This is a genomic window from Castellaniella sp. S9, assembly GCF_027257175.1.
In the GTDB taxonomy this organism is placed as follows: Bacteria; Pseudomonadota; Gammaproteobacteria; order Burkholderiales; family Burkholderiaceae_B; genus Castellaniella.
The window spans coordinates 268,549-283,203 of record NZ_JAPFGD010000003.1; the positions used below are offsets into that span (position 1 = coordinate 268,549).

A 14,655-nucleotide genomic window follows, 5' to 3' on the forward strand; every position below is an offset into this window, starting at 1 on the left:
CCGGTGATCCCGACCGGGCCTCCATCCCGTCAAACGCCGGGCCGCCCTGCTTGTACCGCGGCCCACAAACGCTCCGCGGCCGCGCTCAAGGGGAAGTCGGGACGATACAGCCGCACTTCCAATTGAATGTCGTTGACAGGATCGAAGACCCGAACCAGTTCGCCCGATTCCAAAGCCGAACGGACAAGGCTCAACGGCAGCCACCCCATCCCTTTGCCGTTCTGGATCATCGACTTGAGCACCGCCGCCAGGGTGCAGGACATCACCGGTGCCCGGACAAACTGGATCGGGAGCAAGGGTTCGCAATGCTCCAGGATGCGCCCCACCGCCGAATCCCGGGTATAAGCCAGGTACGGCAAGCTGGGAGACTGGCCGTCGGTGAGTCGCCAACGAGGATTTCCATGCTCATCCGGGGCTGAAACCGCGATCAGGGCATCATGGCCGACGATGGCGGAAACGAAACTGTCGGCTGGCAGCCCGGGTGGCAATGCCGGGTGTTGATGGCTCAGCAGGAACTGGGCCTTGCCCTGGTACATCTGCTGCTCGCAGGCAGCCATGGTGCCGGCGATCAATTGCAGCGACGCCATCTGCGTGACCTCGCCAAGGCCGAGTATCCACTCGGGAAAGAATGTGGAGGACAGCGTCTGCGTGGCGGCGAATCGAAGGGTCAAGGCATCAGCCTGAGCCACCGCGCAGGTTTCCTCGCGCAGCGTCAGGAACTGTCTGGCCAGCTCCGGTGCTTTGAGGCGGAAGAACTCCCCCGCCTCTGTCAAATGGCATCCGCGTGAGGTGCGCAGGAACAAGCTGGCGCCGACCCAGTCCTCCAGGGCCTTGATGCGCCGGCTGAAGGCGGACTGCGTCACATGACGCAATTCGGCAGCCCGGGAAAAATTGCCCGTCTCGGCCAGCAACTGGAAATCATCCAACCACAGCAATTCCATGTCAGTCCTGATCGGCATAGATCCAGTCGAATATAGCATTGGCCTCGCCGCACCCCGGTCCCTACCATTAGGTCTTTCATTCACGTTGCGGAGCAGGAACATGCGCATCATCGATGTCAGGGAAAAGACATTCTCCATCGGGTCCGATATTGCCAACGCCTACATCGATTTCTCGAAAATGACGTGCTCGGTCGTCGCCGTCGTCACGGACGTGATCCGGGACGGCAGGCCGGTCGTCGGATACGGATTCAACTCGAATGGCCGATACGGACAAGGCTGCCTGATGCGCGATCGCTTCCTGCCCCGGCTGCTGGAGACAGACCCCGCCCGGCTGATCGATGAAAAGCACGACAACCTCGATCCGTTCGCCATCTGGGACGTCCTGATGCGCAACGAGAAGCCCGGCGGGCATGGAGAACGGTCCGTGGCGGTGGGCACTCTCGACATGGCAGTCTGGGACGCCGTCGCCAAGATCGAGCAAAAGCCGTTGTACCAGGTACTGGCCGACCGCTATCGCGGCGGGCAGGCGGACGACAAGGTCTGGGTCTATGCCGCCGGCGGCTACTACTATCCCGGCAAGGACGACAGTCAGCTCCAGCAGGAAATGCAAAGCTACCTGGATCGCGGATACCGTGTCGTCAAGATGAAGATCGGCGGCGCCTCCATTGATGAGGATCGCAGGCGCATCGAATCCGTGCTCGAGGTCGTCGGCAAGGGACAGTCCCTGGCCGTGGATGCGAACGGCCGCCTCGATACGGCAACGGCGCTGGCCTATGCCGAGATGCTCGCACCCTATGGCCTGTACTGGTACGAGGAGCCTGGCGATCCGCTCGACTATGCGCTCCAGGCGGAACTGTCACGAACCTACCCGGGCTCCATGGCGACCGGGGAAAACCTGTTCTCACACCAAGACGCCCGCAATCTGCTGCGCTACGCGGACATGCGTCCGGAACAGGATTTCCTCCAATTCGATTGCGCGCTGTCGTATGGACTGGTGGAGTATCTGCGCATACTGGACGTCCTCGACGAACGTGGCTGGTCCAGCCGGCGTGTGGTGCCTCACGGCGGCCACCAGATGTCCCTCAACATCGCCGCAGGCTTGCACCTGGGCGGCAACGAATCCTACCCGGACGTCTTCAAGCCGTTCTGCGGCTTCGCGGACGGCATCGTTGTGCAAGAAGGCTACGTCGGGCTGCCTTCGGTGCCCGGCATCGGATTCGAGACCAACTCGAAACTGTTCAAGGCCATGCGCGAAGTCTACGAGCCTTGAGCCCGACACGGGCCGCGGCCGCCGCCTCGATCGAATCGAACACTCGAAATTTCTAGGAGACAACAATGAAACAACGCCTGCTTCTCACCCTGTGCCTCGCGACGTTCCTGTCGAGCCAGGCCCTTGCCGCCTCCGAGGCGCGCTTCGGCAACCACTACGAGCCGGGGCACCCCAACAATCGCTGCGGCGCCAACCCGATGGTCGATGCCATCGCCAAGGCGGGCGTGGGCTTGTCGGCCAAGGTCTATCCGGCCGCTCAACTGGGCACTGCGCCGCAAATGATCGAGCAGCTGGCGATCGGCGAACTGGAAATCGCCATGGGATCGCCCTCGGACCTCGGCGTCTGGCATCCGCCGCTGTCAGTCATGACCGCCGCGTACGCCTTCAAGGACTATGACGGCGTCAAGCAATTCGTGAATAGCGACATCGGCCAGCGCCTATACGACGAGGTGCTGAAGAAAGCAAACATCCGGATCATCGGAACCTGGCTATATGGGACGCGCCACCTCACGGCCAACAAACCCATCCGCACACCCGAGGACCTAGCCGGTCAAAAAATCCGCGTGCCCGATGCGCCCATCATGCTAGCCAACCTCCAGGCCATGGGCGGCAGCCCCACCCCCATGGCCTTCGGCGAGGTGTACCTGGGTCTTCAGCAGAAGGTGATCGACGCGCAGGAGAACCCGCTGCCGACCATCCAGAGCATGAAATTCTATGAGGAACAGGATTATCTGATGCTCACGGGCCACGTCGTCGAAACCACCCTGATCATGGTCGCCGAGCCGTTCTGGCAATCGCTGAATGACGACCAGCGCGCGGCTTTGAGCAAGGCGGCCGACGAGGCGACGGGCGCAGTAGCGGCCTGCATACAGGACGAGGAAGCCACTATCGTGGACCGCTGGAAGGCCAGCAATACGATCGAAGTGATCGACGTCGATCGCGACGCCTTCCGCAACCGGGTGATAGAAAGCTTCTCCAAGGACGATGGACGATTCGTCTGGACAAGTATTTACAGAGACCTCGTCCAGGCTCAATAACACCTATCATCCAGATCCGGCGGCGGGCATCCGCCGCTTTCCTCTTGCGAGTCACGCCTCATGAATAGAATGCTCGTCAACGCGGAAAGGACGATCTCGGCCTTGCTGCTGCTCATGCTGTTCCTGCTGATCGTGGCGCAGGTCCTCAGCCGCTATCTCTTCGCCCATCCGTTCACCTGGACCGAGGAAGTAGCCCGCTACACGATGATCTGGCTGATCTTCATCGCAGCGGCCCAGGTGACGAGCACGGACGGGCATATCGCCATCACACTGATCGACAAGGCCTTACCCGGCTGCATGGTGAAATGGGTGGTGGTGGTCTCGCGCCTGATCGTTGCCGGCGGCTGCGTGGCGCTGCTTCCCTACGGCTGGCGGTTCGTCTCCCGGATGTTCGCCATCTCGTCGCCGGCCGCCTCCATCCCCATGGGGTGGGTGTACTTGGCCAGTTTCGCGGGGATGGTGCTCATTGCCCTGCATTCCCTGATCAGTGCCTTGCTGGTCGCCCTGGACCGGATTCCGGCCACCGCGCCGCCGGAACAGCAAGAGACCGGCATCCTCGAGGAGCCCGCAGCATGACCACCTTGATATGGCTGCTAGGCGGCGTGGCGGCGCTCATGCTGATGCGCGTGCCCGTTGCCTTTTCGCTGCTGATCCCCTCGCTGTTCTACATCCATTTTGCCGACGGCATCACCCTGACCATCGTCCTGCAGCGGATGACCTCGGGCGTGGACTCGTTCCCGCTGCTGGCCGTACCGATGTTCATCCTGATGGGCAACCTGGCCAACCAGGCTGGGATCGCGGACCGCTTGTTCAACTTCGCGCTGGCGGCCTTGGGCCACGTGCGCGGCAGCCTGGGCTATGTCAACGTCGCCTCCAGCGTCGTCTTCTCGTGGATGAGCGGCTCGGCCATGGCAGACGCCGCCAGCTTGGGCAAGATCCAGGTGCCGGCCATGACGACCCGGGGATACGACGAGCGGTTTTCCGTCGGCCTGACGGCAGCAGCGACGCTGATCGGACCCATCATGCCGCCCAGCGTCACGGCCGTGGTATACGGCGTCGTGTCGGGTGTGTCGATCGGCAGCCTGTTCATGGCCGGGGTCGTCCCCGCGCTCCTGATCGCCGCCGTCCTGTCCATCGTCGTGTACCTGCACGCCCGCAACAAGCCCGAGCTCCGCCTGCCGAAGGCCCCGCGCAAGGATCTGGCCAGGGCGGCGGGGTCCGCGTCATTCGCGATCCTGGCCCCGGTCATCGTGCTCGGAGGCATCCTGGGCGGCGTCTTCACGCCCACGGAGGCAGCCGGTGCGGCGGTGTTCTACATGATCGTACTGGGCCTGGCCTACAAGACGCTGGGCCTGCGGGCCTTCAAATCGGTCTTCGTGTCCACGGCCTCCACCACGGGCTCGATCATGTTCATCGTCGCTGCGGCGGCCGTGTTCGGGTGGGTACTGGGACGCGAGCAGGTGCCGCAGATGCTGGCGGCGGGCATACTGGACGTCACCCAGAATCCCCTGGTCTTCCTGTTGCTGCTCAATATATTCCTGCTGCTGATCGGCATGGTGATCGAGCCGAACTCGGCCATCCTGATCCTGGTGCCTGTGATCATGCCGGCAGCCGCGGCCTATGGCATCGAGCCGGTCCAACTGGGATCCATCATCATCTTCAACCTGATGATGGGCCTGCTGACCCCTCCCGTCGGCCTGGTCCTTTTCGTGCTCAGCTCGGTAACGAACATTCCCATCGGCCGCATCGCCCGGGGCGTAGTGCCGCTCCTGGCGCCACTTTTCCTGGTCCTCATGATCGTCACCTACGTGCCTTCCGTGACGCTCGGCCTGCCCAGGTTGCTGGGCCTGCTATAGAAAGGATCACCGTGATGCGACAAAGCAGAACTTTCACCGTCGACGCGCTGGAGCACCCAGTAGACATCCTCGTGGACGAGTGGGGCATCGCCCACATCCAGGCCCGATCCAAGCGGGACGTCTTCATTGCGCAAGGCTTCAACGCAGCGCGAGACCGACTCTGGCAAATCGACTTCTGGCGGCGGCGCAACCTGGGGCGCCTCGCCCAGGTCTTCGGACCGGACTATATCGAACGCGACCGGGCCGCCCGCCTGTTCCTGTATCGCGGAGAGATGCGCAGCGAGTGGCTGGCTTACGGCATGGAAACCAAGCGCATCGTATCGGCCTTCGTGGCGGGCATCAACGCCTACGTCCAACTGTGCCGCTCCGACCCCCAATACCTGCCCGTCGAATTCAGCGCCCTGGGCTACCTGCCCGAATTATGGAATATCGACGACATCCCCCGCATGCGCAGCCATGGCGTGGCCGCCAACGTGCGCGAGGAAGTGGCCCGCGCCCTGGCCCTGCGCGACCACGGGCCGGAAACCGAGAACCTGCGACGCCAGCGCGAACCCGCACACGAACTGGAAATCCCCGACGGACTGGATCTATCGCTGATTCCAGACGATGTCCTGCGCGTCTATGACCTGGCAACCGCGGTCCTGCCGGAAATGAACATCCGCCCCCCTGGCTTCGTGCCCGATGGCAGCAACAACTGGGCGCTCGCTGGCAGCCGCACGGCAAGCGGGCGCCCAATCCTGGCCAACGATCCTCACCGGGCGGCCGCCGCGATCCCCGGGCTGCGCTACATCACCCACCTGACGGCACCCGGGCTGGACGTGATCGGTGCCGGCGAACCCGGGCTCCCGGGCGTCTCCATCGGGCACAATGGCACGGCTGCGTTCGGCCTCACCACATTCGCCATCGATCAGGAAGACCTCTACGTCTATCGAACGAACCCAGAGAATCCGCTCGAATACTGGTACCAGGGACGCTGGGAGCCGATGCACGCCGTCCAGGAGAGCATCGAGGTGCTGGACGGCCCGCCACGGACGGAAACCCTGCTCTACACCCGGCACGGCCCCGTCATTCGCCAAGACTCACGGACGCACAGTGCCTTTGCCCTGCGCGCAGCTTGGCTGGAGCCCGGCATGGCGCCCTACCTGGCAGCGACACAATCGATGCAGGCGAAGTCATGGGAAGACTTCACCGCCGCCATGAACCGCTGGGGCGCACCGCCGCTCAACCAGGTGTACGCGGATGCGGCGGGCAACATCGGCTGGAAGCCCTCGGGCCTGATGCCGCGCCGCCCGAACTGGGACGGGACCCTGCCCGTGCCGGGGGACGGACGCTACGAATGGGACGGCTTTCACGATGGCGACGAGCTGCCCGAGGTCCACAATCCGGCCTCCGGCATGGTGGCCTCGGCGAATGAATGCAATCTTCCGGACACCCACCCCCTGCACCGCAAGGTCACCTACGATTGGTTCGCGCCGTACCGCAAGCAGCGCATCGAGGAATACTTTCAAGACGCCCCCAAAAGCACCGTCGATCACTCCCTGGCGCTGCAAAACGACGTCCTGAGCATTCCCGCCCGCCGCATCCTCGACAGCATCCGCCGGATCGTGCCGGACGGCGGCGCCGTCCCCGGTCTGGAGATGCTGCTGGCATGGGATTGCCGCCTGGAGCGGGACTCCGCCGCCGCCGTCCTATTCGAGACCTGGTATCGGAAGTTTCTGCGCCCGGCACTCAAGCGCATGGCGCTGAGCCGCAGCATCCTCGACGCCGCACGTCTGGAGGATGCACTGGCTGCCACGGCGGTCGCCGAGGACTTCCTGGCTGACGCGCGTGTGGACATCGCCTTGCTGGAAGGCTGGCCGGACGACCATACGGGCCGGGAATCGCTGGCCGCCATCGTCCGCGACTCGCTGGCGCGAGCCGTGGCCGCGGTTGCGGAACGGCTGGGGCCAGACATGGGTTCCTGGCGTTGGGGCACGCTCCATGTGTCCTATATGCGGCACCCCATGCGCACCCGCCTGTTGGCCCACGGCGTCGACGATCAATTGCTGTCGATAGGCCCGCAAAGCCGCGGCGGCAGCGGCGACACCGTTTGCGACACCGCCTACAACGCCGATTGGCAGCAAACCTCCGGCTCGACCTTTCGTCTGGTCGTGGACGTCGGCGCATGGGATCGCAGCCGCGCCATGAACGCGCCGGGGCAGTCGGGCGACCCGCGCTCGGAGCACTATGCGAATCTGTTCGCACCCTGGGCGCGCGGCGAGAGCTTTCCGCTGCTGTACGCATGCACCGAGATCCAGGCACACTGCCATGAACGGATCCTGCTGGAACCCTAGCCGGCGCCCACGCTCCGGTTCTGACTCACTCGCGGCTCATCTCGGCCAGGCCGACGGCCTCGCCGTCGAAGGCCTGGTCGTCGTCCAGCTCGACCTCGACGCGGGACAGCAAGCCCGTGAACGGGAACGGCGCCTCGTACAGGGACACCGCGCAACCCCGGTCGCAGCCGATGTCGCAACCGGACCATGAAATGAGGGACTTGAAGTAGCGCGTGCTCTCGATGCTGCCCGCGGGTTCATCATCGACCAGCAGGGTGTAGCGGCTGCGCAAGGCCTCGCCCTGCGCCCCGCGCTCGAGCCTGTCGACCCGCAGGCCCAGTGTGCTTGCGCTGGACGGCACCCGGTGGTTCGATTGGACGATCTCGTGGCTGCCTCCGAGGTTGAGGTCGTGAAACAGGTGGCCGTCCTTGAGGTACAGCGCATAGCCCGTCGTGGCGTCGCCATGGGCGATCAGCACGCCCTGCGCGCCCGGTTTCATGTCCACGAAACAGCGGATGGTATAGCTGCGGCTGCGGACGTCCGGGGCCAAGTCGGTCGGCACGTGGCCCACGCCACGGTGAAAGACGAAGTGCCGGCGTTCGCCGAGTATGCGCTGGGCATTCTCGGCAAAGCGGGGACCAAACCGGTCGTCCAGCGGCAGGACCTTGTATTGGGCGGCCTGCTCCCACCAGATCGCCTTGAGGGCGTCGAGCAGGATGGGCTTCTGCGCCGCCAGGTCGCGCACTTCGGAGAAATCGGTGTCGAGGTGATAGAGCTCCCATTGGTCGTCGTCGAACGGCGTGCCAGGCGGATGGTAGGCCACGGCCTTCCAGCCCGCCAGCCACAAGCCGCGGTGACCAAACATCTCGAAATGCTGGGGCACGTTCTTGGAAGGCGCCTCGGGATCGGCGAGCGACGCCTTGAAACTCACCCCCTCGATGGGCATCTGCGCGATGCCGTTGACGGACTCGGGGCTCTGTACCCCGATGAGGTCCAGCAGGGTCGGGTACAGGTCGCAGGCATGGACGAACTGGTGCCTGATCTCCCCTCGGGCCGCGATCCCCCGATCCCATGACATGACGAAGGGATCCCGGATGCCGCCGCCATGCGTGTTCTGCTTGTAGCGCTTCAGCGGCGTATTGGAGGCCATCGCCCAGCCATGGGGGATGTTCGAGTGGCTGCCCGGTCCACCGATGGTGTCGATGCGTTCGAGCTTGTCCTGCAGGGACTCCGGCTGGTAGTTGTAGCTGCCCAGGGTATTGACGGCACCCAGCGGTCCGCCCTCCTGGCTTGCGCCATTGTCGGACATCACGATCACGATCGTATTGTCCAGGGTTCCGGTGGTGCGCAAAAAGTCCACCAGGCGCGCGATCTGCTGGTCGGCATGGTCCAGCATCGCCGCGTACGCCGCCTGCAGGCGCACGAACAAGCGGCGTTCGTCTCCGGAAAGCTCGTCCCAGGGACGCACCCCGTCGTTGCGCGGCGGCAGCGGCGTGCCCGGCGGCACGATGCCCAGTTCGATCTGCCGGGCCAGGCGCCGCCGGCGGTCGACGTCCCAGCCGTCGGCGAATACGGATTCGTAGCTGTCGATGAGGGCGCGCGGCGCCTGGTGCGGCGCATGGCAGGCGCCGAACGCGAGCCATGTGAGCCACGGCGCCGAGGGCTTTTGCGCGATGTGGTCCGCGATGAAGCCGATGGACTTGTCCACGAGGTCGGCGGTCAGGTGATAGCCGCCGGCATAGTCGCCCGGGGTCGCGATGTGCGTGTTGTCCTGGACGAGTTCAGGCGAATAATGATCGGTTTCCGCGTTCAGAAACCCATAGAACCGATCAAATCCACGGCCCAGCGGCCAGCCGTCGAATGGCCCTGTGGATCCGGCCTCATTCATCGGCGTCACGTGCCACTTGCCGACGAAGTAATTCCGGTAGCCGGCCGGCCGCAGGGCTTCGCCGAGCGTGCAGGCTTCCTTGGCGATCTTGCCCCGATAGCCTGGATATCCGCTGTCGAAGTTGGCCAGGCAGCCCATGCCCACCGAATGATGGTTGCGGCCCGTCAACAGGGACGCGCGGGTGGTCGAGCACATCGCGGTCGTGTGGAATCCCGAGTACCGCAGGCCACCGGCGGCCAGCGCATCGATGGCCGGGGTGCGGATCGCCGACCCATAGCATCCGAAGTCCGAAAACCCGACGTCGTCGAACAGCACCACCAATACATTGGGCGCCCCTCGCGGCGCGGTCGGTTGCGCGGGCCAATGGGGCGTGGACTCCTCGATTGTCCTGCCGATACGCTGGGGATGGGCCATGCCTGGTCTCCTGATGCCCGTCGCGGCGCCGCGCGGGCGTGCCTTGCCGACCGGCTGCGGTTCGCGGCCCGGGGCGCGACGCCGGCCTGGCGGCGGGTTGATCCGGAGACTCAGTGTATGTGCCTGGCCCTTAGATATCTATTGCATTATTTTAGCGTATTCGATGCGTTTTCTGCATTTTTAGGCCGTGTCTCATGGCCGGCCATAGCATTGACCTATTCGATCCCCCATCTGAAAAAATTTATTCTATAGTGGACAAACTCATGTTTCTTGATCCGAAAACATCATGGTTTACCAGAATTATTCTTCCACTCCGGGCTCGACAAAAAAATCTATAGATCAAAAAAAATAGAATTTTTCCTTTTTAATCAATCAATAAAAAATCCGATATGTCAAATTTCAGACCGTTTCCTCTCGCCGCGCCTGGATTGATCTTTATTCGCAGCAATGTCTACTATGAGCCCACGGCCTGGTAGACAGACCCCAGCCCCAAAACGCTTCCTGCCCGACTATACGCAGCATCGACAAGGTGAACGCAGCCATGGACATCCGAGAAATCCACCTCATCACGCAAGAAATTCATCATTCCTCGGGCGTGGCCATCGACCCGCCAGCGCTGCGGGTTGCCGCTTGCGCGGTGCTGGGCAACCCCACCCGCGGGAGCGCCGGCCCCGACACGCTGGACGACTGCATCGCCGAATCCTCCCGCATCGGCGACCTCCTGGTGCGCCGCAGCCTCGATGCCCTGGGCGGGCGCCAGCCGATTGCTTTCGGCAAGGGCGTGATCGTCGGCGAGGCCGGTGACCTTGAGCAAGGTGCGGCCATGATCCACTGCAAGATCGGCCTGTCGATTCGCGCCGCCATCAAGGCCGGCTATGCCCTGATACCGGGCAACGCGAAACGAGGCGGACCAGGCGCCTCCATCGACGTCGTGCTGGGCGGCATCGATGACGGCTGGCATTACGACGCCATGGACACGATGGAGATCCACGTGCCCGGCGCGCCGCGCGCGGATGAAATCCTGCTGATCGTCGCCTATGCTACCGGGCGCCCGAACGCGCGCATCGTGGGCGCCAGCGAGGAAACCGTGCGCAACTTGGTGAACGGCATGCGCAACACCCCTCAAAACGCCTGATCCTGAATTTTTTCTTTTACAGCGGTGACGACATGGACACTTCCATCAGGAAAATCGGTTTTATCGGCCTGGGCATCATGGGCACCCCCATGGCGGGCCACCTGATTGCGGCGGGACATGAGGTCTACGCACACAGCCGCAGCGGGGTCCCCGAGGCGATCGCGGGCATGGGCGCCGTGCCCTGCGACAACCCCGGCGAGGTCGCCCGCCAGGCGGACATGATCATCCTCATGCTGCCCGATACGCCCGACGTAGAGCTGGTGCTGTTCGGCGAGCACGGCGTCGCAGCGGGCCTGGAGCCCGGCAAAACGGTCGTGGACATGAGTTCCATTTCGCCGGTCGGCACCAAGTCCTTCGCCAAGCGGATCGAGGCGCTGGGATGCGACTATCTGGATGCCCCCGTCAGCGGCGGAGACGTCGGCGCCCGGAATGCGTCCCTGTCCATCATGGTCGGCGGCCGGCCGGAGGTCTTCGAGCGCGCCCAGCCGGTCTTTGCCCTGATGGGCAAGAACATCACACGCGTCGGCGACATCGGCGACGGCCAGACCTGCAAGGTCGCCAACCAGATCGTGGTGGCGCTGACCATTGCCGCAGTGTCCGAGGGGCTGCTGTTTGCCGCACGCGCGGGCGCCGACCCCGCCAAAGTCCGGGAAGCCCTGATGGGCGGTCTCGCAACCTCGCGCATCCTCGAGATCCTCGGCGAGCGGATGATCCGGCGAACCTTCCAGCCGGGATTCCGCATCGCGCTGCATCAAAAGGATCTCAACCTCGCGCTGGGCTCCGCCAAGGCACTGGGCCTGGCGCTGCCGTCAACCGCGCTCGCCCAGCAATTGTTCAACGCCTGCGTCGCCCATGGCGGCGCGGACTGGGACCATTCCGGCATGGTCCGCGCGCTGGAACAGCTATCCCGATTCGAAATCGGACAGGACCCCACGGCATGACCTGATCCCGTCGCGCCGCATCTGGTCTGAACCCCGGGGATCGACCGCAACCCATCTCAGGAGGCATCATGAAACCCACCAGACTCTTGCTCAGCTTGTGCCTGACGTTCGGACTTACCCTGGGCGGCGCCCAAGCGCAGACCGTCATGCGTATCAGTATCGCCACGGCGCAGGATTCGCACCAGGGCGTCGCCATCGACACCTTCGCCCGCGAGGTCGAAAAACGCACCGACGGCAGATACCAGATCAAGACCTTCTACAACGGCGCCCTGGGCGGCGAACGCGAGTACGTCGAGGCGGTGCAGATGGGGACCCAGGAACTGGCCCTGTCCACCACCGGCCCCATCCCGAACTTCGTGCCCGAGACCAAGATCCTCGACATGCCGTTCCTCTTTCGCGACAAGGCCCATGCCCGTGCGGTATTGGACGGCCCCATCGGCGCGGAGCTCTTGAAAAAGTTCGACGGCCGGGGTTTCAAGGCCCTGGGCTGGGGTGAAAACGGCTTTCGCCATATGACCAACAACGTCCGCGCCATCCACACGCCCGAGGACCTCCATGGCCTGAAGATGCGCACCATGGAAAACCCGGTGCACATCCGGGCCTACAAGGCGCTGGGCATCATTCCGACCCCCATGGCGTTCCCCGAGGTCTTCACCGCCTTGCAGCAAGGCACCGTGGACGGCCAGGAGAACCCCCTGTCCATCATCATCGCCGGCAAGTTCGAGCAGGTGCAGAAGCACATCTCGCTCACGGGCCATGTCTACTCGCCCTGCGTCTGGCTGATGAACCCGGATGCCTACGCCAAGCTCAGCGACGCCGACAAGCAGGCCTTCCTCGAGGCCGCCATCGAGGGCACGAAGGCAAACCGGGCCCGCGTCGATGCGGACGACGCCAGCGGGGTGGAGTACCTGCGCAAGGGCGGCATGGAGGTCATCGAGGATGTCGACAAGACAAAGTTCATTGCAGCCCTGGCGGAGGCCAACGCCTACTTTGAACAGGAATTCGGCGCCGACAACATCCAGCAGATTCGCGATTTCAAATAGCCGCCCATCATGAAGCAGGCCTTTCTCGCATTCGAGCGCAGGATGACGCAGCTTGCCACCGCGGGGGCCTGCGTCATGATGGCGGCGTCCTCCATCCTGGCCATGTTCCAGATCCTGACACGATTCGTTCTGGAGCAGCCGGCCGAATGGACGGAGATCCTGATTCGCTTGAGCCTGATCTGGATGGTGTTCCTGGGCTCCCCCATCGCGTTCAGGCTGGGCGCCATGATGAGCGTCGACGTCCTGCACCGTCTCGCCACGCCGTTCTGGCGGCGCGCCATCGACTGGATCGTGTTCATCGCCGCGCTCGCGCTGGTCCTGGTGATCATCCATTGGGGCTGGGACTACGCACTGCGCAGCCGGGTGCAATCCATGGCGGGCCTGGAGTCCATCTCGATGATCTGGGGCTATATCGCCATGCCCATCGGCGGCGTGTTCTGCATCTTCGCCCTGATCGGGCACATGCTCGATCCGAAGCACGAAGAGCTGGAAACCGCCACATGACGGCCCTGGAAACCGACACCCTGGAGCGACAACCATGACCACCGTCATGCTGACCACGATGGCCATCGGCTTCGCATTGTGCGTACCGATCGCCGTGGCCATCGGGCTCGGTGCGGTGCTGGGCATACAGGTCGCCGGCATCAACATGCTGCTGGCCGTCAAGGAAATGTATGCCGCCATCAACAAGTTCCCGCTGGCCGCGATTCCGTTCTTCATCCTGGCCGGCAATCTGATGGAGGCCGGGGGGATATCCGAGCGGCTGGTGGCCTTTGCCAAGAGCATCGTCGGCAACGTCCAGGGCGGGCTGCCGATGACTTGCGTGCTGACCTGCATGATATTCGCGGCGGTGTCGGGCTCGTCGATCGCCACCACCTTCGCCGTGGGTTCCATCCTGATCCCGGCCCTGATCAAGAACGGTTACCCCACCCCCTACGCCGCGGCACTGCAAGCCACCAGCGCGGAATTGGGCGTCATCGTGCCGCCCTCCATCCCCATGATCCTGTTCGGGGTCAGCGCCGAGGTCTCGATCGGGGAGCTGTTCATCGCCGGCATCGGCCCGGGCATCCTCATTGCCGGCGCCCTGATGCTCTACGTCTACCTCTACTGCAAGATCAAGGGGCTGGGCAAACACGACGGGGACGGGCGCATGGGCCTGCTGCGCGCCACCTGGCGCGCCGGCTGGGCGCTGCTCATGCCGGTCATCATCCTAGGCGGCATCTATGGCGGCGTCTTCACGCCCACCGAAGCCGCCGCCGTCGCCGTGTTCTACGCATTGGTCGTCGGCATGCTGATCTACCGGACGATCCGATACAAAGAGCTGGTCCAGGTCTTGCGCAAATCGGTGATCTCGAGCACGGTCATCATGTTCATCATCGCCAACGCGGGCCTGTTCGCCTTCCTGATCACGCGCGCGGGCGTCCCGGATGCAATCGGCTATTGGCTCGAAGCCAACATGAGCTCGCCGGCGATGTTCCTGATCGGCACGAACCTCGCCCTGTTCATCATCGGCATGTTCATCGAAACAAGCGCGGCGGTCATCGTGCTGGCGCCCATCCTGACGCCGGTCGCCATGCATTTCGGCGTGGATCCGATCCACTTCGGCATGATCATGGTGGTCAACCTGGCCCTGGGCATGATCACCCCGCCGTTCGGCGTCAACCTGTTTGCCGCCTGCTCAGTCGCCAAGCTGCCCCTCGACAAGATCGTGCCGAACCTGCTGCAGTTCGTGCTCGTCATCGTATTCTGCCTGGCGGTCATCACCTACTTTCCGCCCCTGTCGCTCACCTTGCGCGATCTGGCCTACGGACACTGACG

12 protein-coding genes are annotated in these 14,655 nt (G+C 63.9%); 10 read left to right on the forward strand and 2 right to left on the reverse strand.

What is annotated here, in order from left to right; all coding sequences use genetic code 11:
• Positions 1-29: 29 nt before the first annotated feature.
• Positions 30-941, reverse strand: a complete 912-nt coding sequence (locus OOZ48_RS06370) for a LysR family transcriptional regulator (protein ID WP_269496657.1) — start codon at positions 939-941, stop codon at positions 30-32.
• 100 nt (positions 942-1,041) lie between these two features.
• Here OOZ48_RS06370 and OOZ48_RS06375 point away from each other — a divergent pair, with 100 nt between their 5' ends.
• The 5 genes from OOZ48_RS06375 (at position 1,042) to OOZ48_RS06395 (ending at position 7,437) form a co-directional block, all read left to right on the forward strand.
• The gene (locus tag OOZ48_RS06375; protein ID WP_269496658.1) at positions 1,042-2,211 is read left to right on the forward strand and encodes a mandelate racemase/muconate lactonizing enzyme family protein; all 1,170 of its coding nucleotides are present in this window, start codon (positions 1,042-1,044) and stop codon (positions 2,209-2,211) included.
• A 65-nt stretch (positions 2,212-2,276) separates the two neighbouring features.
• Positions 2,277-3,248 carry a DctP family TRAP transporter solute-binding subunit gene (locus OOZ48_RS06380; protein WP_269496659.1) on the forward strand — a complete coding sequence of 324 codons (972 nt, stop codon included), beginning with the start codon at positions 2,277-2,279 and terminating at the stop codon, positions 3,246-3,248.
• Positions 3,249-3,308: 60 nt separating this feature from the next.
• Complete coding sequence (locus OOZ48_RS06385; protein WP_269496660.1) at positions 3,309-3,824, forward strand: TRAP transporter small permease; 516 nt, start codon at positions 3,309-3,311, stop codon at positions 3,822-3,824.
• Positions 3,821-5,104, forward strand: a complete 1,284-nt coding sequence (locus tag OOZ48_RS06390; RefSeq protein WP_269496661.1) for a TRAP transporter large permease — start codon at positions 3,821-3,823, stop codon at positions 5,102-5,104. The genes OOZ48_RS06385 and OOZ48_RS06390 overlap by 4 nt, the downstream gene beginning before the upstream one ends.
• 14 nt (positions 5,105-5,118) lie before the next feature.
• Positions 5,119-7,437, forward strand: a complete 2,319-nt coding sequence (locus OOZ48_RS06395; protein ID WP_269496662.1) for a penicillin acylase family protein — start codon at positions 5,119-5,121, stop codon at positions 7,435-7,437.
• A gap of 25 nt (positions 7,438-7,462) precedes the next feature.
• Here OOZ48_RS06395 and OOZ48_RS06400 read toward each other — a convergent pair whose 3' ends face one another.
• A complete protein-coding gene (locus OOZ48_RS06400; protein WP_269496663.1) occupies positions 7,463-9,718 on the reverse strand; it encodes an arylsulfatase in 2,256 nt (751 codons plus the stop codon).
• 541 nt (positions 9,719-10,259) lie between these two features.
• On the opposite strand from OOZ48_RS06400, the gene OOZ48_RS06405 reads away from it, so the two are divergent.
• The 5 genes from OOZ48_RS06405 (at position 10,260) to OOZ48_RS06425 (ending at position 14,653) form a co-directional block, all read left to right on the forward strand.
• Positions 10,260-10,853 (forward strand): amino acid synthesis family protein, encoded by a 594-nt coding sequence (locus OOZ48_RS06405; protein WP_269496664.1) that lies wholly within the window; start codon positions 10,260-10,262, stop codon positions 10,851-10,853.
• 32 nt (positions 10,854-10,885) lie between these two features.
• Complete coding sequence (locus tag OOZ48_RS06410) at positions 10,886-11,794, forward strand: 2-hydroxy-3-oxopropionate reductase (RefSeq protein ID WP_269496665.1); 909 nt, start codon at positions 10,886-10,888, stop codon at positions 11,792-11,794.
• A 68-nt stretch (positions 11,795-11,862) separates the two neighbouring features.
• Entirely contained in the window at positions 11,863-12,837 is a 975-nt protein-coding gene (locus OOZ48_RS06415) for a TRAP transporter substrate-binding protein (protein ID WP_269496666.1), read from the forward strand.
• 9 nt (positions 12,838-12,846) lie between these two features.
• Positions 12,847-13,341 carry a TRAP transporter small permease gene (locus OOZ48_RS06420; RefSeq protein WP_269496667.1) on the forward strand — a complete coding sequence of 165 codons (495 nt, stop codon included), beginning with the start codon at positions 12,847-12,849 and terminating at the stop codon, positions 13,339-13,341.
• 34 nt (positions 13,342-13,375) lie between these two features.
• Positions 13,376-14,653, forward strand: a complete 1,278-nt coding sequence (locus OOZ48_RS06425; protein WP_269496668.1) for a TRAP transporter large permease — start codon at positions 13,376-13,378, stop codon at positions 14,651-14,653.
• Positions 14,654-14,655 lie beyond the last annotated feature (2 nt).